The sequence below is a fragment of the Sinorhizobium fredii USDA 257 genome (assembly GCF_000265205.3).
Lineage (GTDB): Bacteria > Pseudomonadota > Alphaproteobacteria > Rhizobiales > Rhizobiaceae > Sinorhizobium > Sinorhizobium fredii_B.
In genome coordinates, this window is record NC_018000.1 from 4,593,694 (window position 1) to 4,617,012 (window position 23,319).

At 61.8% G+C, this 23,319-nt stretch carries 27 protein-coding genes; 10 read left to right on the forward strand and 17 right to left on the reverse strand.

Translation table 11 applies throughout. The annotated features are described in order from the left end of the window. The first annotated feature begins 58 nt into the window (after window positions 1–58). From USDA257_RS21525 to USDA257_RS21540, 4 genes are all read left to right on the forward strand, one after another. Complete coding sequence (locus tag USDA257_RS21525) at window positions 59–1,147, forward strand: AbrB family transcriptional regulator (RefSeq protein ID WP_014765088.1); 1,089 nt, start codon at window positions 59–61, stop codon at window positions 1,145–1,147. A gap of 189 nt (window positions 1,148–1,336) precedes the next feature. Next, on the forward strand, window positions 1,337–1,711 hold the full coding sequence (locus USDA257_RS21530; RefSeq protein ID WP_014765089.1) for a COG4315 family predicted lipoprotein: 375 nt from the start codon (window positions 1,337–1,339) through the stop codon (window positions 1,709–1,711). Next, entirely contained in the window at window positions 1,695–2,249 is a 555-nt protein-coding gene (locus tag USDA257_RS21535; RefSeq protein WP_014765090.1) for an RNA polymerase sigma factor, read from the forward strand. Before USDA257_RS21530 ends, USDA257_RS21535 begins: the two co-directional genes overlap by 17 nt. After that, window positions 2,246–3,058 carry an anti-sigma factor family protein gene (locus USDA257_RS21540; protein WP_014765091.1) on the forward strand — a complete coding sequence of 271 codons (813 nt, stop codon included), beginning with the start codon at window positions 2,246–2,248 and terminating at the stop codon, window positions 3,056–3,058. The genes USDA257_RS21535 and USDA257_RS21540 overlap by 4 nt, the downstream gene beginning before the upstream one ends. A gap of 14 nt (window positions 3,059–3,072) precedes the next feature. Here the strand turns inward: USDA257_RS21540 and USDA257_RS21545 are convergent, their stop codons facing one another. From USDA257_RS21545 to USDA257_RS21560, 4 genes are all read right to left on the reverse strand, one after another. After that, window positions 3,073–3,468, reverse strand: coding sequence for a nitrile hydratase accessory protein (locus USDA257_RS21545; RefSeq protein WP_161623539.1), 396 nt, complete (start codon window positions 3,466–3,468; stop codon window positions 3,073–3,075). Then, complete coding sequence (gene nthB, locus USDA257_RS21550) at window positions 3,437–4,096, reverse strand: nitrile hydratase subunit beta (protein ID WP_014765093.1); 660 nt, start codon at window positions 4,094–4,096, stop codon at window positions 3,437–3,439. The genes USDA257_RS21545 and nthB overlap by 32 nt, the downstream gene beginning before the upstream one ends. Further along, on the reverse strand, window positions 4,093–4,737 hold the full coding sequence (gene nthA / locus USDA257_RS21555; RefSeq protein ID WP_014765094.1) for a nitrile hydratase subunit alpha: 645 nt from the start codon (window positions 4,735–4,737) through the stop codon (window positions 4,093–4,095). The genes nthB and nthA overlap by 4 nt, the downstream gene beginning before the upstream one ends. Before the next feature lie 91 nt (window positions 4,738–4,828). After that, entirely contained in the window at window positions 4,829–5,422 is a 594-nt protein-coding gene (locus tag USDA257_RS21560; RefSeq protein ID WP_014765095.1) for a LysE family translocator, read from the reverse strand. Window positions 5,423–5,869: 447 nt separating this feature from the next. On the opposite strand from USDA257_RS21560, the gene USDA257_RS21565 reads away from it, so the two are divergent. Continuing rightward, window positions 5,870–6,544, forward strand: a complete 675-nt coding sequence (locus tag USDA257_RS21565; protein ID WP_014765096.1) for a hypothetical protein — start codon at window positions 5,870–5,872, stop codon at window positions 6,542–6,544. An 82-nt stretch (window positions 6,545–6,626) separates the two neighbouring features. On the opposite strand, the gene USDA257_RS21570 is transcribed toward USDA257_RS21565, so the two are convergent. Together USDA257_RS21570 and USDA257_RS21575 are read right to left on the reverse strand one after the other, a co-directional pair. After that, window positions 6,627–6,854 (reverse strand): hypothetical protein, encoded by a 228-nt coding sequence (locus tag USDA257_RS21570; protein WP_014765097.1) that lies wholly within the window; start codon window positions 6,852–6,854, stop codon window positions 6,627–6,629. Window positions 6,855–7,005: 151 nt separating this feature from the next. Next, window positions 7,006–7,215 (reverse strand): cold-shock protein, encoded by a 210-nt coding sequence (locus USDA257_RS21575; RefSeq protein WP_014765098.1) that lies wholly within the window; start codon window positions 7,213–7,215, stop codon window positions 7,006–7,008. Between the two features lie 305 nt (window positions 7,216–7,520). On the opposite strand from USDA257_RS21575, the gene USDA257_RS21580 reads away from it, so the two are divergent. Next, complete coding sequence (locus USDA257_RS21580; RefSeq protein WP_014765099.1) at window positions 7,521–8,366, forward strand: aldo/keto reductase; 846 nt, start codon at window positions 7,521–7,523, stop codon at window positions 8,364–8,366. Between the two features lie 160 nt (window positions 8,367–8,526). On the opposite strand, the gene ilvN is transcribed toward USDA257_RS21580, so the two are convergent. Both ilvN and USDA257_RS21590 read right to left on the reverse strand, forming a co-directional pair. Continuing rightward, the gene (gene ilvN, locus USDA257_RS21585) at window positions 8,527–9,099 is read right to left on the reverse strand and encodes an acetolactate synthase small subunit (RefSeq protein WP_012708543.1); all 573 of its coding nucleotides are present in this window, start codon (window positions 9,097–9,099) and stop codon (window positions 8,527–8,529) included. 21 nt (window positions 9,100–9,120) lie between these two features. Next, entirely contained in the window at window positions 9,121–10,899 is a 1,779-nt protein-coding gene (locus USDA257_RS21590) for an acetolactate synthase 3 large subunit (RefSeq protein WP_014765100.1), read from the reverse strand. A 383-nt stretch (window positions 10,900–11,282) separates the two neighbouring features. Here USDA257_RS21590 and USDA257_RS21595 point away from each other — a divergent pair, with 383 nt between their 5' ends. Both USDA257_RS21595 and USDA257_RS38585 read left to right on the forward strand, forming a co-directional pair. Beyond that, entirely contained in the window at window positions 11,283–13,265 is a 1,983-nt protein-coding gene (locus tag USDA257_RS21595; protein ID WP_161623558.1) for an ATP-binding protein, read from the forward strand. Window positions 13,266–13,708: 443 nt separating this feature from the next. Beyond that, window positions 13,709–14,140, forward strand: coding sequence for a hypothetical protein (locus USDA257_RS38585; protein WP_041415502.1), 432 nt, complete (start codon window positions 13,709–13,711; stop codon window positions 14,138–14,140). 13 nt (window positions 14,141–14,153) lie between these two features. On the opposite strand, the gene miaA is transcribed toward USDA257_RS38585, so the two are convergent. Then, window positions 14,154–15,065 carry a tRNA (adenosine(37)-N6)-dimethylallyltransferase MiaA gene (gene miaA, locus USDA257_RS21605; RefSeq protein ID WP_086018022.1) on the reverse strand — a complete coding sequence of 304 codons (912 nt, stop codon included), beginning with the start codon at window positions 15,063–15,065 and terminating at the stop codon, window positions 14,154–14,156. On the opposite strand from miaA, the gene serB reads away from it, so the two are divergent. Both serB and USDA257_RS21615 read left to right on the forward strand, forming a co-directional pair. Next, window positions 15,064–15,951, forward strand: coding sequence for a phosphoserine phosphatase SerB (gene serB / locus USDA257_RS21610; protein ID WP_041414514.1), 888 nt, complete (start codon window positions 15,064–15,066; stop codon window positions 15,949–15,951). The genes miaA and serB overlap by 2 nt on opposite strands. After that, window positions 15,948–16,508 (forward strand): GNAT family N-acetyltransferase, encoded by a 561-nt coding sequence (locus USDA257_RS21615; protein WP_014765104.1) that lies wholly within the window; start codon window positions 15,948–15,950, stop codon window positions 16,506–16,508. The genes serB and USDA257_RS21615 overlap by 4 nt, the downstream gene beginning before the upstream one ends. Window positions 16,509–16,617: 109 nt before the next feature. Here USDA257_RS21615 and USDA257_RS21620 read toward each other — a convergent pair whose 3' ends face one another. The 8 genes from USDA257_RS21620 to USDA257_RS21655 all read right to left on the reverse strand — a co-directional run bounded on the left by USDA257_RS21620 (window position 16,618) and on the right by USDA257_RS21655 (window position 23,207). After that, window positions 16,618–18,123, reverse strand: a complete 1,506-nt coding sequence (locus USDA257_RS21620) for a Do family serine endopeptidase (RefSeq protein ID WP_014765105.1) — start codon at window positions 18,121–18,123, stop codon at window positions 16,618–16,620. Between the two features lie 201 nt (window positions 18,124–18,324). Beyond that, window positions 18,325–18,711 carry an ACT domain-containing protein gene (locus tag USDA257_RS21625; RefSeq protein WP_014765106.1) on the reverse strand — a complete coding sequence of 129 codons (387 nt, stop codon included), beginning with the start codon at window positions 18,709–18,711 and terminating at the stop codon, window positions 18,325–18,327. Between the two features lie 6 nt (window positions 18,712–18,717). Beyond that, window positions 18,718–18,903 (reverse strand): DUF2065 domain-containing protein, encoded by a 186-nt coding sequence (locus USDA257_RS21630; protein WP_012708553.1) that lies wholly within the window; start codon window positions 18,901–18,903, stop codon window positions 18,718–18,720. Between the two features lie 7 nt (window positions 18,904–18,910). After that, window positions 18,911–19,843: a protease modulator HflC gene (gene hflC / locus USDA257_RS21635; RefSeq protein ID WP_014765107.1), complete on the reverse strand. Its 933-nt coding sequence runs from the start codon at window positions 19,841–19,843 to the stop codon at window positions 18,911–18,913. Further along, on the reverse strand, window positions 19,840–20,922 hold the full coding sequence (hflK, locus tag USDA257_RS21640; protein ID WP_041414515.1) for an FtsH protease activity modulator HflK: 1,083 nt from the start codon (window positions 20,920–20,922) through the stop codon (window positions 19,840–19,842). The genes hflC and hflK overlap by 4 nt, the downstream gene beginning before the upstream one ends. A gap of 204 nt (window positions 20,923–21,126) precedes the next feature. Continuing rightward, window positions 21,127–21,666 carry a dihydrofolate reductase gene (locus USDA257_RS21645; protein ID WP_014765109.1) on the reverse strand — a complete coding sequence of 180 codons (540 nt, stop codon included), beginning with the start codon at window positions 21,664–21,666 and terminating at the stop codon, window positions 21,127–21,129. Then, the gene (locus USDA257_RS21650; RefSeq protein ID WP_014765110.1) at window positions 21,659–22,264 is read right to left on the reverse strand and encodes a glutathione S-transferase family protein; all 606 of its coding nucleotides are present in this window, start codon (window positions 22,262–22,264) and stop codon (window positions 21,659–21,661) included. Before USDA257_RS21650 ends, USDA257_RS21645 begins: the two co-directional genes overlap by 8 nt. A gap of 148 nt (window positions 22,265–22,412) precedes the next feature. Then, a complete protein-coding gene (locus USDA257_RS21655) occupies window positions 22,413–23,207 on the reverse strand; it encodes a thymidylate synthase (protein WP_014765111.1) in 795 nt (264 codons plus the stop codon). Between the last annotated feature and the right edge of the window lie 112 nt (window positions 23,208–23,319).

The window sequence follows — 23,319 nt, forward strand, 5'->3', positions numbered from 1 at the left end:
CCGGCGGCTGCATACAGTGTGCACGCGCAGCGAAAGCCGTCCTCGCCGGAGAACGCCCTTGAAGCCGGAACAGCCCGCAACGCCGATGACCCCTGAAAGCACCGGGCTGGGTCGCTTGCCCCGCATAGGGCAATGGTGTCTGCTGGCCGTGCTTTCACTGATTTTTGCTGCCCTTCTCGAATTAGTGGGCATTCCGGCCGGGCTTCTGATGGGACCGATGGTTGCCGGCGCGTTGGTCGGCATGAACGGCGGCACGATCCGCCTGCCCCGCCAGTTCTTTTTCTGCGTGCAGGTCATCCTGGCGATGATGATCGCCGGCTCGATGCGACCCGACCTGTTCGCCACCTTTTCCAGCAATTGGCTGCTCTTCCTCGCGGTCATCCTGTCGGTGATCGGCGTCAGTACGCTCTGCGGCTGGACGATCACCCGGATGCGCATCCTGCCCGGAACGACAGCGATCTGGGGCTCTTCGGCCGGCGCCGCCTCGACCATGCTGCTCATGGCCGACGCCTATGGCGCGGATACCCGTCTGGTTGCCTTCATGCAATATTTGCGGGTCGTCTTCGTCGCCGGCGCCGCGACGATGGTTGCACATCTCTGGGTCAGCGGCACGGCAGCCGAGACCGCGACCCGCTGGTTTGCGCCGGTCGCCGGCCTGCCCTTCCTCGCGACGCTTGCCGTCGGGATTGTCGGCGGCGTCCTCGGCAAGGTCCTGCGTGTACCGGCCGGTGCCTTCCTCGTCCCCTTTGCCCTCGGTTCGGCTCTCAACGTCTCCGGCATGTTGACGATTGAACTGCCACAATGGCTGCTGGCGCTGTCCTTCGCGCTGCTCGGCTGGAACATCGGGCTGAGCTTCACCCGCAGCATCATTGCGCATGCGCGCCGCGCCTTCGTGCCGACGCTCATCTCCATTCTCGTGCTCATGGCGTTTTCCGGCGCGCTCGCACTGCTGCTCATCAGGGTGGCCGGCATCGATCCGCTCACAGCCTATCTCGCCACCAGCCCCGGCGGCCTCGATTCCATTGCCGTCATAGCCGCCTCCAGCAATGTCGATCTCCCCTTCGTCATGGCGCTGCAGACCGCGCGGCTCTTGATCATTACGCTTATAGGCCCGGTCCTCGCCCGCTTCGTCGCCGACCGCGTCTGACCGAGAAACCGACCGCCCGCTCCTTCGTCCACGCTCACAACTATCGCGGGCGGGCGGGGAATAAATCCGGCACCATTCGTGTCTCATCCGTGAACCTGAAACCGGTTCCGCGTATGGCGCATACCGTCGGCCACCCGTCGGGAGCGTGGCATAGCGCGAACTTCATCCGATTGAGGAAGGAAAGCTCCCATGAGAACGTTTGCATTGGCCATAGCGATTTCGTTTGCCATGACGGCCTCGGCTTTGGCGGCACCGCCGGTCAAAACGGTCGAGAGCGAGAAAGGTCCGGTCCTCGCCGCGGCAAACGGCATGACGCTTTACACGTACAAGGACGACCAGAAGGGTGTCTCCAGCTGCTATGATGCCTGCGCAAAGAACTGGCCGCCCTTCATGGTGGAGGGCGACGGAATGGCAGAAGGTGCCTATTCCATCGTCGAGCGCAAGGACGGCAGCAAGCAATGGGCCAAGGACGGTATGCCGCTCTATTTCTGGATCAAGGACAAGAAGATGGGCGACATCACCGGTGACGGTGTAAAGGGCGAATGGGATGTCGCACGGCCGTGACGGTTCGGAGGCGAACGTGGGTGCGGACGCTTCCGCGCCCGACGCCTTCGAAGAAAACGTCCTCACTCTGATGCCGGCGCTCAGGCGCTACTCGCGCAGCCTCGCCCGATCCGATTCGGACGGCGAGGACCTGTTGCAGGACTGCGTCGAAAAGGTGCTGGCGCGGCGTCAGCAATGGCGAGGCGTGAACCTGCGTGCCTGGGCTTTCACGATCATGACGAACCTCTATCGCAACCACCACCGCCATCGCGCGCTGCATCCCGAGGTCGAGTACGAAGAGGCGCTGGCCCTCGTTGCCGAAGACCAGGACGCCGATCCCTTGCAAAGCCGCCGGCTCGAACGCGCGCTGGACCGGCTGTCGGCGGAGAACCGCTCCGTGCTGATGCTCGTGGTGATCGAAGGCTATCGCTATCAGGATGTGGCGGAGATGATGGCCGTTCCGATCGGCACGGTGATGTCGCGCCTGTCGCGGGCCCGCCGCCAGCTCGCCGAAGCGATGAAAGCCGACAATGTGATTGCCCTGCGGAGACCGAAATGACGGACGAATTCAACACCGTCTCCGAAGACGAACTGCATGCCTATGTCGACGGCCACCTCAACCAGCCGGAGCGGGGGCGTATCGAAGCCTGGCTGGAACGGCATCCGGCCCGCGCGGAAGAAGTCCGCGAATGGCAGGCCCAGGCGGCAGCGCTGAAAGAACATTTCGCACCCTATGCCCGCGACGAAGCGGGCGATCGGCAGCTCCTTTCCGCCCGTCGGCACCAGGGCAAGGCCGTCGCCTCATCCCCCGTCCCCTTACTGCGGCGCATCGCCGCCGGTCTTCTGATCTTCGCCGCAGGAGCCCTTGCGGGCGTCTACACTCCCGGGATTCTCGCCCCGGATCGGCCGCCTGAGACGGCTGAGGGCCCCGCCAGCCTCCCCCGCCAGGCGCAATCCGCCTTCCAAGTCTACGCGAGCGAGGTGCGCCATCCGGTCGAGGTCGGCGCCGACCAACGGGTGCATCTCGCGACCTGGCTCGGCAAGCGGCTCGATTATGGACTGAAGATCCCCGATCTTTCGGCGCTCGGATTTTCGCTCGTGGGCGGCAGGCTGATCCCCGTCAACGACACGGCGGGCGCGATGCTGATGTACGAGGATGGCTCCGGCCAGCGGGTAACCGTTCTTCTTGGGCGCAACAGGGACAATCGCGAAACGAGTTTCCGTATTGCGCGCCAGGGCGGCCTAGAAACCTTCTACTGGATCGACGGCGAGATCGGCTATGCTGTCACCGGCGAAGTGCCGCGCGATCTCCTGCAGAAGGTCGCCAACGAATGCTATCGCCAGTTCGAGGGGTCTGAAGCCTCCTAGCGCCCCGACTTGACCTAATCTTGTCGCAGCGGATCGTTCTCAAGGACGATGGGCTTGCCATGCGGCGTGGCTTCGGCAGCACGCTGCCAGCTTCGGACCAGCGCCTCGAGTTCCGGACCCGAGGTGATGGAGAGCTTCGCGACCAGGTGGCTGAGCGCCGCCACCCAGCAATCATAATAGTCGCTGCCATCCACCTTTCGGCCGGGCCTATGGAGTTCCGTCGAAAGCGCCTCGGCCCATTCATGCCAGGAAAACACGCCCTGCTCATGCAGCCGGACGGTCATGGCAAAGGCGGCCGCCTGCCAAGGCTCGGCAAAGATTGGATCGCCGTCCGCCGATTTAGGCAGTTCGGCGGAGGCGACCAGCGGAGATGTGGTGTTACACGCGCTCAAGATAGCTCTCCCAGGCATCGATCGAGACGGTGAGCGTCGGATCGGCGCCCTCCCCCCAGATCTCTCCGCCATCAAAGACGACCGTGTAAACCCATTGTGGGTTCTCGCCCCTGCCATGGGCGTTATCGTCCGGGAAAACAAAACTGCCCTGCACCGCTTCCACCACGCCCGTCTTGGCACGCGCATAGCGCGGCAGGCGCGTATGAGTATCGGGATGGAAATTTTTCGTACGCACGGTTTCCCCGACGACGAAACGCGGTGGCGTTTGCACCGGTCGGTCACAGGGCCCCCCCTTGGCGAGCACGCCCGCGACCATATCGGCCTTCAGCACCCGCTTCGGCTCCCGCCCCTTTTCAAGCATTTGGCCGACATCAAGCTCCGCTTGGGTCACGAAACCGTGGCGCTTCAGAAGCGTTTCCAGCGCACGAGTCCAGATCTCGTAATAGCTCGCCGCAAGATAGGTCGCAGGCGGCAGGCTCTCGCGCGCATGACGGCTCTCATCGATCGTCCAGGCACCAAAGGCACCGCAGGAGAGCGTTATACCGAGGGCCCGCTTCTCCCAATCCGCGTGGAAATAGGGCTCATCCTTTTCCGGTGCGATCGGGCCAAGGCCGTGCTGGCCGCCAAGGTCATGCGGTCCGTTCATCGCGCAGCCTCCGGTGACAAAGCCAACCCGGTCCCAATCATCGCGTCGCGCGTGACAAGAGCGGCCAGTTCCTCCTCTCCGAAGCCTTCCGTGCCGTCGGGCCGTTCGGGGACGACGATGTATCGCAGTTCCGCTGTCGAATCCCAGACGCGGACCTTCTTCTCCGCCGGCAGCTCGAGCCCGAATTCGGCAAGCACGCCGCGCGGATCGATGACGGCGCGCGAGCGATAAGGCGGCGCCTTGTACCAGACGGGCGGCAGGCCGAGCACGGCCCATGGGTAGCAGGAGCAGAGCGTGCAGACGACGAGGTTGTGCGTATCGGGCGCGTTGAAAACGGCGCGCATATGTTCGCCCTGCCGCCCGGTGAAGCCGAGGCTGGCGATCGCGGCAGTGGCGTCGCGCTTCAGCCAGCTGGCAAAGTCCGCATCACTCCAGGCCTTGGCGACGACGCGGGCGCCGTTGCGTGGCCCCACCTTCGTCTCGTAAGTCTCGACGATCGCATCGATTGCCGCCGGGTCGATCAGCCCCTTTTCCGTCAGCACCGTTTCCAGCGCTTTCACACGCGCTTCCATATCGGTGAAACGGTTGTCGTGCTCGTGATGGCCGTGATCGTCTTCATGACCATGATGATGCTCGGCCATTCGGTCGCTCCTCTACCGGAAATCCGATTATTTCTAATGCACTAGGGTGAAGATCGGAATCACTATTTGAAGAATTTTCCGGTCATTGTCTTTACTTCAACATCGGCCAAAGACTGACGACGAGCAGTACGGCCATGGTTATGTTGAACCATTTGAGCCGCGTCGGCTCCGCGAGCCATTGCCGGAGCGCCGACCCGAAGCCTGCCCAGGTCGAGACACTCGGCACGTTGACGAGCGCAAAGACCAGACCGACGACGAAGACGCTCAAGAGATAGCTGTCGCTGCTCGTATAGGTGGCCATCGCCGAGACCGCCATTACCCAGGCTTTCGGATTGATCCACTGGAACGCGGCCGCCTGCAGAAAGGTCATTGGCGCCGCACTCGCCTTGCCCTCGCCAAGCGAGCGCGAGGATCCGATCTTCCAGGCGATCCAGACGAGATAGGCACCCCCGGCGAATTTCAGCGCGGTATGGAGCAACGGCACGGAGTGAAGCAGTGCACCAAGCCCCAGGCCGACCGCGATCAACAGAACGAAGAAACCGCTGCCGATGCCGAGCATATGTGGGATCGTACGGGCAAAACCAAAACTCACGCCCGAGGCAAACAGCATCATGTTGTTCGGACCGGGCGTGATCGATGTCGTGAAGGCGAACAGGAACAGCGCCAGTAGCGTATCCAGTTGCATGCATTTCCTCCTGCAAGCGCGGTGCGGCACGGCCGTAGCGATGCGCCCTATCTCGCTGATTTGACGTGGCATTCTGCCCGAGCCGGAATCCGGCCGCGCAATTTAGGTCAGCCTACCTGACCCAAATGCTAAGACCAGCCATTTCTTGTCATGGTAACAAACCGGATTGAAGAGACCGACTGGCTCACCGGCCGATGGGGCGATGCACGGCGCTTTCGCCATCGCAACCCCGACGCACATTTCGGCTCGTAGCGTTGTCGTTCCTTAAACGGCGGTAACGCGTTGCATAAACAAGGTGCTGGCGACTAATATGCGGTGCTCCGACGGAGACCTGACGAAATAGTGTTGATTTGGCGGCAGGCGTACTCTGAAGGAGCACGCGCAATTTGCTCGTGGGATCAAGATGATCGCGCCGTACGAGCTAGACAGCGAGCGTTCGCGGCAGCAATGGGCGTTGAAATGGGGGATGCATCTTCACGCAAGGCAAAGGCATGGCACGGCTTCGCTTGCCTGATCTTCCTGCTCGGTCAGCCGCAAGCCGTTCGTGCTTCTGACTGGTTCGATTGGTATGGCATTACAGGGCCATGCGATGGCGACTGCAGTTTCATGATCTTTGGCGGCAAATTCGTCGAGACGCCGATGGATGAAGTCTTCCTCCAAGGCAACCTGGCTCCGTCCGAATGGAATTTTGGCGACAGCGGATTGCTGGGCATTGCGGCATCCCGAAGGGTCGCAGGCCTTCTCGACAACACATTTCAAGTCGAGGCCGAACTCGGATTGGCAAAGCGTTTTGGCGCAATGGATGAGTATGAGGCATGGGCGGCAGCCTATCTGAGATATGCCTCTTTTCCCTGGAACGACTATCTCTACACCACTGTGGCCGTTTCAACCGGCCTTAATTACGCCAGTGGCATCGCGGAATTCGAGACGGAAAAGTCAGACGATGGCGATGGCAGCCGGCTTCTACATTATTTCGCACCCGAAATTACCTTCGCTGCGCCGGAGGACAAGTCCAAGGAACTGGTGATACGATTCCATCATCGCTCCGGTATCTTTGGCCTGGTGAACGATACCGGCGGTGGTGTGCAGTACCTGACTGTCGGCCTAAGGTTCAGATTTTGAGCAGGCCCGCCCGTCGCTCTCTGGTTATGGTTACAAGCCGGATCAGGCAAGCTTGCGGGGGGGAAGCGTCCGGCAGGCTCGCTTACTTGCGCTTTCGCGTATCCCTCTTCTTTGTAGGTTCGGCAACGGAATTCGCCGCCTCCGCGGCTTCCTTTTCCAGCCTCAGCTCCCTGAGGCGGGCCGTCTTTTTCAGCCGCGCCGCCGCCTCCTGTTCGATGATTGCGCGCGAAGCAAGCGTCGCCTGGTCCGCGCGGTCCGACGGATTTTTCTTTTCATTCTTGAACAGACGATTGGTAGCGGTGTCCTTCATTGCGTTCTCCTTTCCGAGAGCAATAAAAAAGGCCGGGCGAACCCGACCTTCCCTATCATCTCAACCGGCCAGTGCCAGTACATCCGTGGTCAAAGGCTGGGAGATGATAATCCTGTGGGATGCGGTGATGAGCACAATCGCGAGCGCACACTTAAAGGGCGCGCAAATTTTCCGCCGACGTCTTGCCCGTACGACGATCCTGCGCAAGCTCATAGCTAACTTTCTGACCATCCTTGAGGGTGGATAGCCCCGCGCGCTCTACCGCCGAGATGTGTACAAACACATCTGCCGCGCCGTCATCAGGCTGGATGAACCCAAAGCCCTTGGTGCTGTTGAACCATTTTACTGTACCAGAAGCCACGTGGCTACCTTTCAATCGCTTATTGAAGAACAACGCCGCATTTCAGCAACGTATTGCTACCGATTTGTCAGGATTTTCGTGACAATGCGCAGCAGCGCAGAAACAAATACCGTCGATCAACATCGTTGGTCAATATGTAGGTCAGGAGTATGTTTCTTACAAGCCAGGATATGATTTTTCTCTTGCCTCTCCATAATTGCCTTAACGGTGACGAGAGTCGTAGTGTGGCTTGAGCCTTGACCCCTCCGGTGGACTTTTTGGGACCGGATTCTAGGGGGAGTTGAACCATTCGCGGGACATCCTCCATGCACGATCCGATTTCCTCCATCACTTTCCCCGATGGACGCAAGGTTCCGGTTCTCGGTCAGGGAACCTGGCGGATGGGCGAGATCCGAACAAAGGCGGCTGACGAAATCCGCAGCCTGCAGCTCGGACTCGACCTCGGCATGACGCTGATCGATACGGCCGAAATGTACGGTGACGGCGGCGCCGAACGGATTGTCGGCGAAGCGGTCGACGGCCGGCGCGACGAAGCATTCATCGTCAGCAAGGTACTGCCCTCCAATGCCAGCCGATCGCGCACGATTGCGGCCTGCGAGCGCAGTCTGCGCAATCTCGGCACCGACCGTATCGACCTCTATCTGCTGCATTGGCGCGGCGGCCATCCGCTCGCCGAAACCGTCGCCGCTTTCGAAGACCTGAAGAAGGCCGGCAAAATCCTCGCCTGGGGCGTTTCGAATTTCGACGTCGACGACATGAAGGAGTTGCAGTCGGTTCCGAACGGCGGCAGCGTCGCGGCAAACCAGGTGCTCTACAATCTCGCCCGCCGCGGCATCGAGTACGACCTGTTGCCCTGGTGCCGGGACCGTGGCGTGCCCGTCATGGCCTATTCGCCGCTCGACGAAGGACGTCTGCTGCACGATGCCGACCTGGTCCATATCGCCAAGGCGCATCAGGCAACTCCCGCCCAGGTCGCTCTCGCGTTTCTCAAGACCCGCTCCGGCGTAATCTCCATACCGAAGACCGGCTCTGCCGAGCGTGCCCGCGAAAACCGCGATGCCATGGATATCCATCTGACCGCGGAAGACCTCGCCGAGATCGACCGGCTCTTCCCGCCGCCAAGGAGGAAAATGCGGCTCGAGGTGATTTGATTTAAGGAGTTCGAGGGGTGAGCGGCCCCTCATGCCGCTGCCGCGACCTTCTCCCCGTTTTCAGCGGGGAGAAGGAGCAAACCGCAATCACCCAAGTCCCCTCTCCCGCTTGTGGGCTAGGGGCAATACGCCAGCCCAGCAGGTCAATCGAGCACGCGCATTACATTCCCTGCGGCCCGCGGTTCATCGCGGCAATACCGGTGCGGCAGACCTCGATCAGGCCGAGCGGCTTCATGATGGCGATGAATTGTTCGATCTTCGAAGGCTTGCCGGTGATTTCGAAGACGAAGTGATCGATATTGGCGTCGATGACCGAAGCGCGGAAGGCATCGGCAAGCCTGAGTGCCTCCACGCGATGCTCGCCCGAACCGTGCACCTTGACGAGCGCCAGCTCGCGCTCGACCGGTCGGTCATGGCCGAGCCCGGCGGCCCGCACGGTGAGATCAACGACGCGATGCACCGGCACAAGCCGTTCGAGCTGGTTCTTGATCTGCTCCAGCACGTGCGGCGTGCCGCGGGTCACGATGGTGATGCGTGATAGATGCGCCTCGTGCTCCGTTTCTGAAACCGTCAGGCTCTCGATGTTGTAGCCGCGGCCGGAGAAGAGGCCGATGACACGGGCGAGGACGCCCGGCTCGTTGTCGACGAGGACGGAGAGCGTGTGCGTCTCCGCAAGTTCCGTCTCCTTGGCGATGAAATAGGCGGAGCCGGTCGGCTGAAGATGTGCACTCATTTTTTCTTTCCTACCTTTTCATCAAACGAGTTGGCGGCCCTTGGCGTCGATCGCGTTCGCTACCGCTTCGTCGGTCGCCTCGTCGGGGAGCAGCATTTCGTTATGCGCCTTGCCGGACGGGATCATCGGGAAGCAGTTGGCGAGGTTGGCGACGCGGCAGTCGAAGATCACCGGTGCCGGCGTGTCGATCATCCGCCGGATCGCATCGTCCAGGTCTACGGGCTTCTCGCAGCGGATCCCGACGCCGCCATAGGCTTCGGCCAGCTTGACGAAATCGGGCATCGCTTCCGTGTAGGAATGCGACAGGCGGTTACCGTGCAGGAGCTGCTGCCATTGCCGGACCATGCCCATGTACTGATTGTTGAGAATGAAGATCTTGACCGGCAGGCCGTACTGAACGGCGCAGGACATCTCCTGGATGCACATCTGGATCGAGGCGTCACCGGCAATGTCGATGACGAGGCTTTCCGGATGCGCCACCTGGACGCCGATCGCGGCCGGAAAGCCGTAGCCCATCGTGCCGAGGCCGCCCGATGTCATCCAGCGGTTCGGCTGCTCGAAGCCGAAGAACTGCGCCGCCCACATCTGGTGCTGGCCCACCTCGGTGGTGATGTAGGTGTCGCGGCCCTTGCTGAGCTCGTAGAGCCGCTGGATCGCATACTGCGGCATGATGACGTCGTCGTTTGGCGTGTAGGCCAGCGAATTACGCGCCCGCCACTTCGCAATTGAGCCCCACCAATCGTTGAGGCGTGCCTTGTCGACCGTCTTTGCGGCAGCGCGCCACAAGCGAACCATATCCTCGAGAACGTTCGCGACATCGCCGACGATCGGGATATCGACGCGGACGTTCTTGTTGATCGAGGACGGGTCGATATCGATGTGGATCTTCTTCGAGTTCGGCGAGAAGGCGTTGAGTCGACCGGTGATACGGTCATCGAAGCGCGCGCCTATACAGACCATGACGTCGCAGTCGTGCATCGCCATGTTGGCTTCGTACGTGCCGTGCATGCCGAGCATGCCGAGCCAGTTCTTGCCGGAGGCCGGATAGGCGCCGAGGCCCATCAGCGTCGAGGTGATCGGGAAGCCGGTGAGCTCAACCAGTTCGCGCAGGAAATGCGAGGCCTCAGTCCCGGAATTGATGACGCCGCCACCGGAGTAGATGACCGGCTGGCGCGCCGACTTCATCAGCGCGATCGCTTCTTCGATCTTCTTCAGGTCGCCCTGGGTCTTCGGCTGGTAGCTCTTTTGCGTCGGAACGGCTGATGGCGGCGTGTAGGTGCCGGTCGCGAACTGGATGTCCTTCGGAATGTCGACGACGACCGGGCCGGGACGGCCGGACTGGGCGACGCGGAACGCCTCATGGATGATGCGGGCGAGATCATTGACGTCCTTGACCAACCAGTTGTGCTTGGTGCAGGGCCGCGTGATGCCGACCGTGTCGCACTCCTGGAAAGCATCAGAACCGATCAGCGGCGTCGGAACCTGACCCGAGATGCAGACGAGCGGGATCGAATCCATCAGCGCGTCCTGGAGCGGCGTCACGGCGTTGGTGGCGCCTGGACCGGAGGTGACCAGCATGACGCCGACCTTGCCGGTGGAGCGGGCATAGCCTTCGGCCATGTGGCCGGCGCCCTGCTCGTGGCGAACGAGAATGTGCTGAATGTCTTCCTGCTGGAAAATCTCGTCATAGATCGGAAGCACGGCGCCACCGGGATAGCCGAAGATGTGTTCGACGCCATTGTCCTTCAGAGCCTGGAGAACGATCTCCGCCCCTGTCATCTGGTTTTCAGTTCCGCTCATTGGCCTGCTTCCGTCCCTTTTGTAAGGTTTGGGGTGATTAGCTTGTTTGAGGACATAAAAAAAGGCCCCATCAGGAGCCTCGTTCAGCGCATGGGTGGCTACCGCCGGATGGTTACACCATCCTGCCCATGCGCCGTCCCACCACAAGAATAACCGCGAAGTTTTTCATGGGCCGATTTGATAAACAGAAATCCGTGACCCGTCAACGCCGATTTGCCGGGTTTCTCCCGCCACACGTTTGTCGTGAACCGAGTGGAAGGGACACCGCAACCACTTATTAAAGCCGCTCCACTATTCTGGAACGCTATTAGTCGAGGTGTGCATTGCCCAACAGTGAAACTCAAGCGCCGATCAGCGCCGGAGAACAGGAACGCCGCGACGGCATGAAGCCGGGAAACCGTTTCCTCGGCCGGGTCGTCGCCTGCAGCGGCTCGCGCGCTACGATCGCGGCGATCGCCGAGCAGGGAGAGACTTCGCTCACCGAACTCTGGTCGGTCGGCCGGCTGATCTCGATCTCGGTCGGCACAAACCGTGTCGTCGCTCTCGTCTGTTCCATGCAGACCGCCGCCGAAGAATGGAGCGAGGAGACCAACAACACTTTTCGCATCGAAGTCGAATTGATGGGCGAAGTCTTCAAGGGCCCCGACGGACGCGAAGAGTTCTCAGCCGGCATCAGCCGCTATCCCTATCTTGGCGCGATCGCGCATCGGATCCGAGCCAGCGACCTGGCACGCATCTATGATTCCCGGCAGTTGGACAGTTGCGTTATCGGTAAGCTGACGCAGGACGAAAGCCTCGATGCCACCATCCACGTGCCTTCGATGCTCGCCAAGCATTTCGCCATCGTTGGCACGACAGGCGTCGGCAAGTCGACGGCAGTCACCCTGCTCCTCAACAAGGCGATCGCCGCCGATCCGAAGCTGCGCGTCTTGATCCTCGATCCGCATAATGAGTTCGCCGCTGCCTTCCCGGAGAACGCGGTGGTCATCGAGACCGACACGCTCGACCTGCCCTTCTGGCTCTTCCGCCTGGAGGAATTCGCCGAAGTGATCTTTCGCGGACGGCCGCCGGCGGCGGAAGAGCTCGACATCCTGCGCGACGTGATCCCGGATGCGAAGAAAGCCTTCAAGGGCGGAGAGACCGGCCTGATGCGCCGCCAGACCGAGAAAAGCTCGATCACGGCCGACACGCCGGTCCCTTACCGCATCGCCGATCTCCTGGCGATGATCGACGAGCGCATCGGCCGGCTCGAGGGCCGCACCGACAAGCCGCACCTGCGCTCGCTGAAGGTCAAGATTGTCTCGGCAATCAACGATCCGCGCTATCATTTCATGTTCTCGTCGAACACGATCACCGACACGATCCAGGATACGATTGCCAAGATCTTCCGCATACCCGGCGAAGGCAAGCCGATCGCCACCTTCGAACTCGCCGGCATCCCTTCCGAGGTTGTCAATTCCGTCGCTTCGGTGCTCTGCCGCATGGCGTTTGAAATTGGCCTCTGGAGCAATGGCGGCATCCATATGCTGGTCGTGTGCGAGGAGGCGCATCGTTACGTGCCGGCCGACCCGACGCTCGGTTTCCTGCCGACGCGCCAGGCGATCGCCCGCATCGCCAAGGAAGGCCGAAAATACGGCGTGTCACTCGGCATCATCACGCAGCGCCCCGGCGAGCTCGACCCGACCATCCTGTCGCAGTGCTCGACCGTTTTCGCCATGCGGCTGGCCAATGACCGCGATCAGGAAATCATCCGCTCGGCGATTTCCAATTCGTCGATTTCGACCACCAGCTTCATCTCCTCGATCGGCAATGGCGAGGCGATCGCCTTCGGCGAGGCCGTGGCGGTGCCGATGCGCATGCGCTTCAGCCGGGTCGAAGAGGAGCGGCTCCCCCGTGCTCACGGCATCATCGACAAGGTCGACGAGGATGCGCCGCCGGTCGTCGACCTTCGTTCGATCGTCAGCCGCATGCGCGCCATGAACGGACCGGATATTACAAACTTCCAGCAAAGCTACCTCGCCGCACAAGGCAGCCCGCCGCCGCTCCACGAGGATGATGCCGCCGATGCCCTCGACAACGCCGAGCCTGCCGAGTTCGGCTACGATCCGCCGGAGCGCGCACTCGAATCCTATCGCCCGGACATGTTGCCGCGCAGGCCGGAGCCGACCGATCCGCAACTCGACCGCTTCAATCAGATCCGCGAGCAGATCCTGTCCGGGCAGGCGGAAAGAGACGCCGCGCGATCGCTGCACATGCCGGCACAGCTGGAACGTGGCTTCACGGCGCCCCCAACCGAACCGCATCGCCCGGGATCATTGCGCGAAAGCCTGCTGAAGCGCCCTCTCGGCAGCATCATCCGCAAATAACAGCAATATCCACGGATCGGATTTCGACCTCCGACGTTGTTGCATAGGCGCCTGGCGTGACCAACACGACGGAGGATCTCATGGACGACCGCGAGGCCTGGGAACTGGAACGCAGGCTGTGGCTCGAAGGAGCCGGAGCATACCAGCACCTGCTCGATGACGAATGCCTGATGGCCTTTGCGCCGGTGGGCATCCTCGTTGGGGTGGAAATCATCCGGGCTCTTGATGGCGCCCCGCGATGGAAGAATGTCGAGATGACGGAGCAGAGGAGCGCTCGGCCCAACGATAGCGTCCTGGTGCTCGCCTACCGGGCCGAGGCCCGACGCGAACCCGATGTCTTCTATGCGGCTTATTGCACGTCGACCTATGCACGAACCGGCGAGGACTGGCGCCTCATTCAGCATCAACAGGCGTCGATCACGCCATCGCAACAGGAGGAGGCGATGGACGACGTCCTTCGGAGCTTTTTCGCACGCTATGAAAGCATGGCAAATCGGGTGCTCGCCAGGAAAATGGATGTAGGCGATACGACCTTTGCCTTCGCATCGGATTTTATCGCGGCTTCGCCGGTGGGCGTCATGGCCGGAAAGAACGACGAGAGCCTGAAAACGTCGATGGAGAAGGGCTATGCCCGTTACCGGGCGATTGGCACCAGGGAGCTCAAGATCCGCGACCTCAAGATCACGCCGATCGATGCGCTGCATTTCCTCGTCCGGGTCGACTGGCGTTCGGTCTATGAGCGGGATAAGAAGCCGGATGTCACAATCGATTTCGAGGTCCACTATTTCGTTCAGCTGCGCAATGGCGAGCCGAAAATCTTCGGCTGGGTGAGCGGTGACGAGGAGGCGGTGCTCCGGGAACATGGGATAGGTTGAGAAAAACCGCCCGCTATAAAACTTCATCTGGTTGCGCAATCCGCTGCCAGCTGTCATCGAGTTGGTTGCGGAACCAGGTCATCTGCCGCTTGGCATATTGCCGTGTCGCCGCTGCTCCCGTCGCGATCACCTCTGCCTCATTCATTTTGCCCTTCAGCATCGCGGCGATCTGCTGCACGCCGATCGCCTTCATCACCGGCATGTCCGGCGGGAGCTTCAGACCGAGGAGCGCCCGCACCTCTTCCACGGCGCCGCTTGCAAGCATCATCTCAAAGCGCCGGTCAATGCGGCTGTGGAGAAGCGTACGGTCCGGCAGGACGACGATCTTCTGCGCTCGGGTCGGATCGACGATCACCGGGCCGCGGCTCTGCTGATAGAGACGAATGGGCTTGCCGGTCGCCTCGACGACCTCGAGCGCCCGCACGATCCGCTGACCGTCGCCGGGCCGCAACTGTTCTGCCGTCTGCGGGTCGCGCCGCTCAAGCTCGGCGTGGAGGGCCGCCGCCCCCTCTAGCTTTAACCGCTCTCGCAACCCCTCGCGGATCTTCGCAGGAATCTCGGGCATGTCCGACAGGCCGCCGGTCAGGGCCTTGAAATAGAGACCTGTTCCGCCGACGAAGACGGGCAACCGGCCCTCGCCGCGCAGCTTGGCGTTCAGCGCCTCGGCGTCCCGCAGCCAGGCGCCGGTCGAATAGAGCCGCCCCGCCGGCACATGGCCGTAGAGAAAATGCTCGATGCCGCCCATCTCGGTCTCATCCGGACGCGCGGTCAGCACCTTCAGGGTGTCGTAGACCTGCATGCTGTCGGCATTGACCACCACCCCGCCGTGCCGCTTAGCCAGCGCCACCGCAAGCGCGGACTTGCCGCTGGCGGTTGGCCCGGTTATCAGGATCGCATCCATATCTCGATCAAGGTTTTTCATCATGGCTCTCGTTGCCACGCTTATCGCCAATCCGTCAAATCCTGTCTTGACGCCCGCGCTGGCGGAGGCGGCGGCCGAAGCCATTCAGGCGTCCGGGCTCTACTGGCTGGCCGACGGCATTGCCTGCGACCTCGCGCTCAAGGACGGCACCGATCCACATGAGGCCGAAGCGCGGCTGCGGGCTTCAGTGGATGGAGCGGCCGTCGACGTCGCCGTGCAGGACGCCGAAACCCGCCGCAAGAAGTTTCTGATCGCAGACATGGATTCGACCATGATCGGCCAGGAATGCATCGACGAACTCGCCGCCGAAGTCGGTCTCAAGGAAAAAGTCGCGGCGATCACCGCCCGTGCCATGAACGGCGAGATCGCCTTCGAGCCGGCGCTGATAGAGCGCGTGGCGCTTCTGAAAGGCCTCCCCGCCACGGTCATCGCCGAGGTGATCGCCAAGCGCATCACGCTCACCCCCGGTGCGCGCGAGTTGATTGCCACCATGAAGGCGAAGGGCCACTACACGGCGCTCGTTTCCGGCGGCTTCACCGTCTTCACCGGTCCGATCGCCGAAAAGCTCGGCTTTGACGAAAATCGTGCCAACGAACTCCTGGAAGAGGACGGAGCCCTGACCGGCGAAGTCGCCCGTCCGATCCTCGGCAAGCAGGCCAAGGTCGACGCGCTTATCGAGATTTCCGAACGGCTCGGCATCTCGACGGCGGATACCATTGCTGTCGGCGACGGAGCCAACGATCTCGGCATGTTGCAGCTTGCCGGCAGCGGCGTGGCGCTGCACGCCAAGCCGGTCGTTGCCGAACAGGCGAAGATCCGCATCGATCATGGCGATCTCTCCGCCCTTCTCTATCTCCAGGGTTATCGCAAGTCGGATTTCGCGAGGTGATCATCCGCGAGACCGAGCGTCTGAGAATCCGCAGCTGGTGCGAGGGCGACCGCGATCTCTTCGCCGAGATCAACAGTGATCCGAAGGTAATGGAGTTTTTTCCGTTTCGACGCAGCCGCTCGGAGTCCGACGCACTGTTCGACCGCAACGCTCGGAGGATCGGCGAGACCGGTTTCGGGTTCTTCGCTCTTGCGCTGCGTGACAGCGACTTGCCGATCGGCTTCTGCGGCCTGGCGCGGACCGATCTTGAGCCGCATCTGCCCGACGGCACGATCGAGATCGGCTGGCGCCTCGCCGTCTCCCATTGGGGCAAGGGCTACGTGACCGAGGCGGCGCTGGCGCTTCTCGAGCACGGTTTCGGCGAAAGGAGGCTGAGCGAGATCGTCTCCTTCGCGGTGGCGAAAAATATCCGCTCGACGGCCGTGATGAAGCGAATAGGCATGCGGCCGGACCCTCTGCGCGACTTCGATCATCCAAGCGTGCCCGACACGCATGCGCATCTGAAGCGTCACGTGCTTTATGCGATCACAGACAAGGAGTGGAAGCGCCGAGCGTAGACGGAGACTCCCGCGCCGACGTGCCGTGATTGACGCACAGCGCCACGCTTTTCTCGGACTTGCAAGCTTGCCAGCTCTTCACCGATGTCCAGGGTCGACTTTCGCCTGGCTACTCCATCCGCACCGTAACGAAGCGCAGCTCGCCGGTCTTGTTGGCGATCATCAGCAATGCGTTGCGGCGGCCGTCGGACTTCAGTGCCTCGACGCGCGATGTGACGTCCTCCGGTTTGTCCATAGCCTCCTGGCCGACTTCGACGATGACGTCACCCGCCTCGACGCGGCGCTCGGCCGCCGGCGAATTCGGCTGGACTTCGGTCACGACGACGCCGTTGACGTTTTCGGCAATGCCGAAGCTCTTACGGCGATCGGCGTCGAGCACGGCGAGTTTCATGCCGAGTATGACGTCCGTCGCCGGTAGTGTGGCGGCGGGCGGTTCGCTTGGCTTGACGCTCTCACCCTTCAGTTCCCCGCTGCCCCCCGCGCGCGCCAGGTGTTCGCCATCCTCAAGCCGGCCAAGCGTCACGCGCACCGTCTGCTCCTTGCCGTCCCGGATGATCACCACCTCGACCGCCTTGCCGACGGGGCTTTCTCCGACCGCGCGCATGAGATCGCGCATTTCTCCGACCTCGTTGCCATCGAAGCGGATGATGATGTCGCCCGCCTTGATTTCGCCATGCGCAATCGGGCCGCCCTCGATGATGCCGGAAACCAGCGCTCCCCGGGGCGCCTCCATCTTCAGGCTTTCGGCGATGTCGTCGGTGACCGGCTGAATCCGCACGCCAAGCCAACCGCGCCGCGTCTCGCCGAACTCCTTGAGCTGGTTGACGACGTTCATCGCAAGCTCGGTGGGCACTGCAAAGCCGATGCCGACCGACATGCCGGTCTGCGAAAGGATCGCCGTGTTGATGCCGATCACCTCGCCCTGCATGTTGAACAGCGGTCCGCCGGAATTGCCGCGGTTGATGGCGGCATCGGTCTGGATGAAGCTGTCATAGGGTCCGGCATTGATGTTACGGCCGCGCGCCGAAACCACGCCGACCGAGACGGATACGCCGAGGCCGAAGGGGTTGCCGACGACCATCACCCAATCGCCGATCCTGATCTTTCGTGAATCGCCGAAGGACACCGCCGTGAGCGGCTTCTTCGGTTCGACCTTGAGCACCGCCAGATCGGTCTTGGTATCGGTGCCGACCAGCTTCGCCTTCAGCCTGGTTCCGTCGGAGAGGTTGATCTCGATATCGTCGGCATCCTGGATCACATGGTTGTTGGTGACAACGTAGCCGGACGGGTCGATGATAAAGCCGGACCCCAACGAGTTGACCGTGCGAGGGCGTCCGCCCTCGCCTTGCCCCTTGAAGAATTCGTCGAAGAACTCCTGATGCGGCGATCCCTCCGGCACCTGAGGCATCGGCGCATTGTCATCCTCGCCCTTGACGTTCTGCGAGATGGAGATGTTGACCACGGCGTCGAGCAGGCTTTCGGCAAGGTCGGCGACCGAGGGTGGGCCGGCGGCCGGCCGCGGCAGCGCCGTCTCGGCAAGAGCCGTATTGGAAAAGAGCAGTGCCGTCGCAGCCGCCAGCATCAGGCCGCGGAAGATTTCAGGTCGTTTCGACAAGTCGCTGTGCTCCTCATTCCATCACGCCGACCATAGCTTTCGGTGGTCCGCGATCACTGCGCAATCCGTTCCATCCGTTTCGGCGAATTATACCACTGCCGCAAGGCGTTGCGGCGGCTACTTTGCGCAGCAAACGATCGTCTTCTGAAGATACGGCGGATTTCCGGAGCGTCCAGACACGATTTCCTGATCTTTGACAGATCAGGTGGTGATTTCGTGGCCGTGTTCCTTCAGCGCCTGCACCGCCTTCTCGAGATCGGAGCCGGCAACGAAGATGTAATCGGTGCTGAAGGTCGAATTGGCGAAAACGCCCACACTGGCTGCCGAGAGCGGGCGAAGCACCGAAGACAGGACACCCGGCACGTCGAAGCTGAAATGCTGCTCTATGCGGAAACAGCGCCAGCCAAGCGAACTTTGAACGCTCGAAGGGACGCGGGCGGCGCGGCAAACAAGTGTCATTTCCTCGCGCGAACTCGAAACTGTCCAGAACCCCGGGCCGGGCAGCCACTCCGGAATAGCGGACCCGATGTTCAGGCGGGTAATCGCATATTCGGCATCGACCAACCGGATCAGCAGTCTATGTGTCATTTCGCATTACCCTCGAAGCAACCAAACAAGTCCGACGCCAACGGCCACAGATGTGAGTCCGGCGAGGCGCAGCTGATGCTCCGGGACATACGGCAAACGCTTCGCCAATTCCACAAGAACCAAAGGGGCCAGTGCGTACACCAGCCCCTCGATGATCAGGAAGAATGCAAAGCCGGTCAGAAGATCGGACATTGCCCGCTCAATCTGCGGTCGCAGGTGCCGCCGGCACGGTTGGCGACAGCGGCGGCGTTGCCCCGTCCGCGCTGTTGAAATAACGGAAGAATTCCGAATGGGGCGACAGCACCACGGTTGTATCGGGATTTCCGATCGCCTGGGCATAGGCCGCCATCGAGCGGTAGAACTCGAAGAAGCCGGGATCGCGTGTAAAGGCGTCGGCAAATATTCCCGTCCGCTCGGCTTCGCCCTCGCCTCGAAGAATTTCCGAATCACGCTGGGCTTCCGCGACGATCTCGACCACCTGGCGGTCGGCAATCGCGCGGCGTCGCTGGCCCGCTTCATTGCCGCGGGCGCGGATCAGTTCGGCTTCAGCCAGGCGCTCCGCCTTCATCCGCTCGAAGGTCTGTTGCGACACTTCCTGGGTCAGGTCGGTGCGGCGGATGCGAACGTCCTCGATATTGAGACCCAGCGATTCGGCGTCTGCCCGAAGATCGGTACGGACCTCGCGCATCATCGATGCGCGCTCGTCCGATAGCGCCGCCTCGAAGCCCCTCAGGCCGTAGACGCGGCGCAGCGACGCATCGAGACGCGTGCGAAGGCGCGCTTCGGCAGATTCCCGGTCGCCGGAAACCGTTTCGCGGAAACGGCGAGGGTCGGCGATCCTGTAGACCACGAAGGCATCCACCTCATAGAACTTGCCGCCGGAAACCTGCACACGGATATTGTCGAGGTCGAAGCGAAGTGCCTGGTCCTCGACATACTGCACGCGGTCGGCATCCATGAAGGCGAAGGGAAGCTTGAAATAAAGGCCCGGCTCGGTCTTCACGTCGCGGATTTCGCCGAAGCGAACGACGATCGCCTGCTGGCGCTCATTGACCACGAACACCGACGAGTAGACGACGACCAGTACCGCTGCGACAACGATGAGGATGATTGAACTGCGATTGTTTATCATTGGGTACCTCCCGACTGCGAGGGTCTACCGATTTCGTTGAGCGGCAGATAGGGCAGCACGCCCTGGCCGTTCTTCTCATCGAGAATGACCTTCTTCGACTTGCCGAGAACATCCTGCATGGTTTCGAGATAAAGCCGCCTGCGCGTGACTTCCGGCGCCTTGGAATAGGCGTCATAGACCGAAATGAACCGCTGCGCCTCACCCTGGGCTTCCTTGACGACGCGGTCCTTGTAGGCGGCCGCCTCTTCACGGATCTGCGCTCCCTGACCTCGCGCCTTGCCGAGTATCTGGTTGGCATACTGATTGGCTTCCTCGAGGAAACGATCCTCGTCCTGCTCGGCGCGCTGCACCTCGTCGAATGCGTCGGCCACTTCGCGTGGCGGCGCCGCGTCCTCGATCGCAACCGTGTTCACCGAGATGCCGGCACCATAGGTATCCATGGTCGCCTGGATCGTGTTCTTGACGTCGGCAGCGATCGCCTGACGGTTGTCGCGGAAGATGTCCTGCGCCGGGCGACGGCCGACGACCTCGCGCATGGCGCTTTCGGCCACCTGCTGCAACGTGTCGGCCGGGTTCTCGACGTTGAAGAGATAGGACTTCGGATCGGTGACCGAGAACAGCACGGAGAACTGCACATTGACGATATTCTGGTCGCCGCTCAGCATCAGGCCCGCACTCGACTGGGCGCCGACGCGGCTACCGATATTGAGCTGCTGCTCCGTCACCTTGACGATCTCGACGGTCTCAAGCGGCCAGAAGTGATAGTGCAGGCCAGGCATGGAGATTTCCTCCTTCGGCTTGCCGAACCGCATTTCGACGCCGCGTTCATCCGGTTGGACGGTGTAGATCGAATTGAGCAGCAGGAAGCCGACGATCAACAGGCCGACGATGACGAAGACGCCGCCGTTGAAGCCGCCCGGAACCACGTTCTTCAACTGATCCTGGCCGCGACGGATGATCTCTTCCAGATCCGGCGGCCCGCCTCGGCCGCCGCGCGGCTTATTCCCCTGACCCCATGGCCCTTGATTGCCGCCGCCGCCCCAAGGGCCGCCGCCGCCATTCTGATTGCTCCAGGGCATCAAAACCTCTCTTCAAAGAAAATTCTCTCGCTCAACGCCCCGCAGATTTGCGGCCGGTCACGACGTGATCCCGTTATAGGTATCATGTGCATTGCTTTCAACGCGATACGGGCGAGTTCACGGTAAATGGCTAAAAATAGTTGACGGCTTCTCGACGCGACCGGAAAGGAACGAAGCGGGGATGCTCCGCCGCTGAGACTTCTGCTATTTTGACAGCGCTTCGCGTCGCCGCCACGTGACAAAGTGCATCGCATGGCTGTCCTTCTCGCCACGCGGCAGGTCCTCTTGGAATACCTTCTCGAAAGACCGAGGATCGATCGGCGGGAAACGCGTATCGCCCTCCACCTCCGCCTGCACCTCCGTCACGTGCAGCACGTCGGCGAGATCGACCGACTGCCGGTAAATCTCACCCCCGCCGATGATACAGATCTCGTCGGCATCGAGCGCCGCGGCATGCGTCCGCGCCCTCTCGAGCGCTTCCGGAACTGACGAGACAGTCTCGGCTCCGGCAGCCGTGAAACTGGGGTCGCGGCTGATGACGATGTTCGGCCGGCCGGGTAGCGGACGACCGAGCGACACCCAGGTCTTGCGTCCCATGATAACCGGCTTGCCGATCGTCAACGCCTTGAAACGCTTCAGATCCGTTGAAAGCCGCCACGGCAGGTCGCCCTCGCGTCCGATCACGCCATTGGTCGCGACCGCAACGACGATGACGATCTTCGGGTCCGGTCTTGCATCAGTCATGGAAGCCACTCGGTTTGCTGTCGATTTCGCGGGCCCGCAGAAGCGCCGGGCGATCGGTGACGACGCGAATGTAATGATCGATGACGTCGCTTTCCGGCAGGATCTTGCGCATCCATTGCAGAGCGCTTGCGAGCAGCAGGTCGGCCGCACTCATCCTCTCGCCAATGAGATAGGGTTGGCGCGTCAAGACATCGATCACATGCGCGCACATCTCGGTGTAAAGGCGCGCCAGCGCCGGGTTGTTGACGGTCACGCCGGAAATATGCGCAAGCGCCGTCGGCTCGATCACGCCGGCATAATAGGCGAGCCAAGACAGGTAGGCGCCGCGATCCTGGTGACCGGGCGGTCGCCCAAGGCTGCAGTCCGGGTAGAGATCGGTCAGATATTGAGCCACCGCGGCCGACTCCCAGACCAGCGTCCCGTCGTGCAGGAGGGCCGGCACCTTCTTGTGCGGATGCGGATTGTTCTCGTCCGGCCCGCCGGAGCCGTCCCAGCGGCGAATATTGACGTAGCGAATTTCGTATTCGGCCCCGAGTTCCTCGAGCAGCCAGATGATCCGCGACGAGCGCGACAAGGGTGCATGGATCAGCGTCAGCATCAAAACCTCCCGTCCCCGCCGGTCGTCGCCGGCTTTTCGGAGCATGGCCGGGTCGATCAGGCGGCCCCATGCTTCGCTTATTCGCAGAACATATGGGCCGCGCTCGACAAATCCAGTCCGGATGCCACCTGTCACGTTCGCGTCGTGATCAGACCGCGACGGGCGCCTTTATATGTGAATCGGCTTCGTAGCCAACGAGCGTAAAGTCTTCGAACTTGAAGGAAAATATGTCCTTCACCGCCGGATTGATCTCCAACTTCGGCAGCGCCTTCGGCGTTCTCGTCAGTTGCAGCCGCACCTGTTCGAAGTGGTTATGGTAGATATGCGCGTCGCCGAGGGTGTGCACGAAGTCGCCGGGTTTCAGCCCCGTCACCTGTGCCACCATCATCGTCAGCAGCGCATAGGACGCGATATTGAAGGGCACGCCCAGGAAGATGTCGCCGGAGCGCTGATAGAGCTGGCAGGAGAGCTTGCCGTCCGCCACGTAGAACTGGAAAAGGCAGTGGCAGGGCGGCAGCGCCATCTCGTCGACGAGCGCCGGGTTCCAGGCCGAGACGATGTGCCGGCGGGAATTCGGATTGGTTTTCAGGCCCTCGATCAGCCCGGCGATCTGGTCGATGTGGCCGCCGGCCGGCGTCGGCCAGGACCGCCACTGGTAGCCGTAGACCGGACCGAGTTCGCCCCGTTCATCCGCCCATTCGTTCCAGATGCTGACGCCGTTTCCCTTGAGATAGGCGATATTCGTTTCGCCCTTCAGGAACCAAAGGAGTTCGTGAATGATCGAACGCAGGTGCAGCTTCTTGGTCGTCAGCACCGGAAAGCCTTCCGAGAGATCGAAGCGCATCTGATAGCCGAAAACAGAACGCGTGCCGGTGCCCGTCCGGTCGCCTCGGTCGGTTCCATTGCTCATCACGTGGTCGAGAAGCTCGAGATACTGCCGCATGGTCCTTCGCACCGCCGATTCGTTCGTGTCTTGAAAATAGGACGAAGCCACCGGGGAACCAATGGCGCGGCGACGTTTTCCCGCAATTTGGCGTTCCATGGGATGTGGCGCT

Excerpts from the sequence above, each read along its gene's own strand:
- USDA257_RS21530 (WP_014765089.1), top strand. The coding sequence starts at position 1,337 with ATGAGAACGTTTGCATTGGCCATAGCGATTTCGTTTGCCATGACGGCC.
- USDA257_RS21535 (WP_014765090.1), top strand. The coding sequence starts at position 1,695 with ATGTCGCACGGCCGTGACGGTTCGGAGGCGAACGTGGGTGCGGACGCT.
- USDA257_RS21540 (WP_014765091.1), top strand. The coding sequence starts at position 2,246 with ATGACGGACGAATTCAACACCGTCTCCGAAGACGAACTGCATGCCTAT.
- USDA257_RS21545 (WP_161623539.1), bottom strand. The coding sequence starts at position 3,468 with ATGCCTGGGAGAGCTATCTTGAGCGCGTGTAACACCACATCTCCGCTG.
- nthB (WP_014765093.1), bottom strand. The coding sequence starts at position 4,096 with ATGAACGGACCGCATGACCTTGGCGGCCAGCACGGCCTTGGCCCGATC.
- nthA (WP_014765094.1), bottom strand. The coding sequence starts at position 4,737 with ATGGCCGAGCATCATCATGGTCATGAAGACGATCACGGCCATCACGAG.
- USDA257_RS21560 (WP_014765095.1), bottom strand. The coding sequence starts at position 5,422 with ATGCAACTGGATACGCTACTGGCGCTGTTCCTGTTCGCCTTCACGACA.
- USDA257_RS21565 (WP_014765096.1), top strand. The coding sequence starts at position 5,870 with ATGGGCGTTGAAATGGGGGATGCATCTTCACGCAAGGCAAAGGCATGG.
- USDA257_RS21570 (WP_014765097.1), bottom strand. The coding sequence starts at position 6,854 with ATGAAGGACACCGCTACCAATCGTCTGTTCAAGAATGAAAAGAAAAAT.
- USDA257_RS21580 (WP_014765099.1), top strand. The coding sequence starts at position 7,521 with ATGCACGATCCGATTTCCTCCATCACTTTCCCCGATGGACGCAAGGTT.
- ilvN (WP_012708543.1), bottom strand. The coding sequence starts at position 9,099 with ATGAGTGCACATCTTCAGCCGACCGGCTCCGCCTATTTCATCGCCAAG.
- USDA257_RS21590 (WP_014765100.1), bottom strand. The coding sequence starts at position 10,899 with ATGAGCGGAACTGAAAACCAGATGACAGGGGCGGAGATCGTTCTCCAG.
- USDA257_RS21595 (WP_161623558.1), top strand. The coding sequence starts at position 11,283 with ATGAAGCCGGGAAACCGTTTCCTCGGCCGGGTCGTCGCCTGCAGCGGC.
- USDA257_RS38585 (WP_041415502.1), top strand. The coding sequence starts at position 13,709 with ATGGACGACGTCCTTCGGAGCTTTTTCGCACGCTATGAAAGCATGGCA.
- serB (WP_041414514.1), top strand. The coding sequence starts at position 15,064 with ATGGCTCTCGTTGCCACGCTTATCGCCAATCCGTCAAATCCTGTCTTG.
- miaA (WP_086018022.1), bottom strand. The coding sequence starts at position 15,065 with ATGATGAAAAACCTTGATCGAGATATGGATGCGATCCTGATAACCGGG.
- USDA257_RS21625 (WP_014765106.1), bottom strand. The coding sequence starts at position 18,711 with ATGACACATAGACTGCTGATCCGGTTGGTCGATGCCGAATATGCGATT.
- USDA257_RS21630 (WP_012708553.1), bottom strand. The coding sequence starts at position 18,903 with ATGTCCGATCTTCTGACCGGCTTTGCATTCTTCCTGATCATCGAGGGG.
- hflC (WP_014765107.1), bottom strand. The coding sequence starts at position 19,843 with ATGATAAACAATCGCAGTTCAATCATCCTCATCGTTGTCGCAGCGGTA.
- hflK (WP_041414515.1), bottom strand. The coding sequence starts at position 20,922 with ATGCCCTGGAGCAATCAGAATGGCGGCGGCGGCCCTTGGGGCGGCGGC.
- USDA257_RS21645 (WP_014765109.1), bottom strand. The coding sequence starts at position 21,666 with ATGACTGATGCAAGACCGGACCCGAAGATCGTCATCGTCGTTGCGGTC.
- USDA257_RS21650 (WP_014765110.1), bottom strand. The coding sequence starts at position 22,264 with ATGCTGACGCTGATCCATGCACCCTTGTCGCGCTCGTCGCGGATCATC.
- USDA257_RS21655 (WP_014765111.1), bottom strand. The coding sequence starts at position 23,207 with ATGCGGCAGTATCTCGAGCTTCTCGACCACGTGATGAGCAATGGAACC.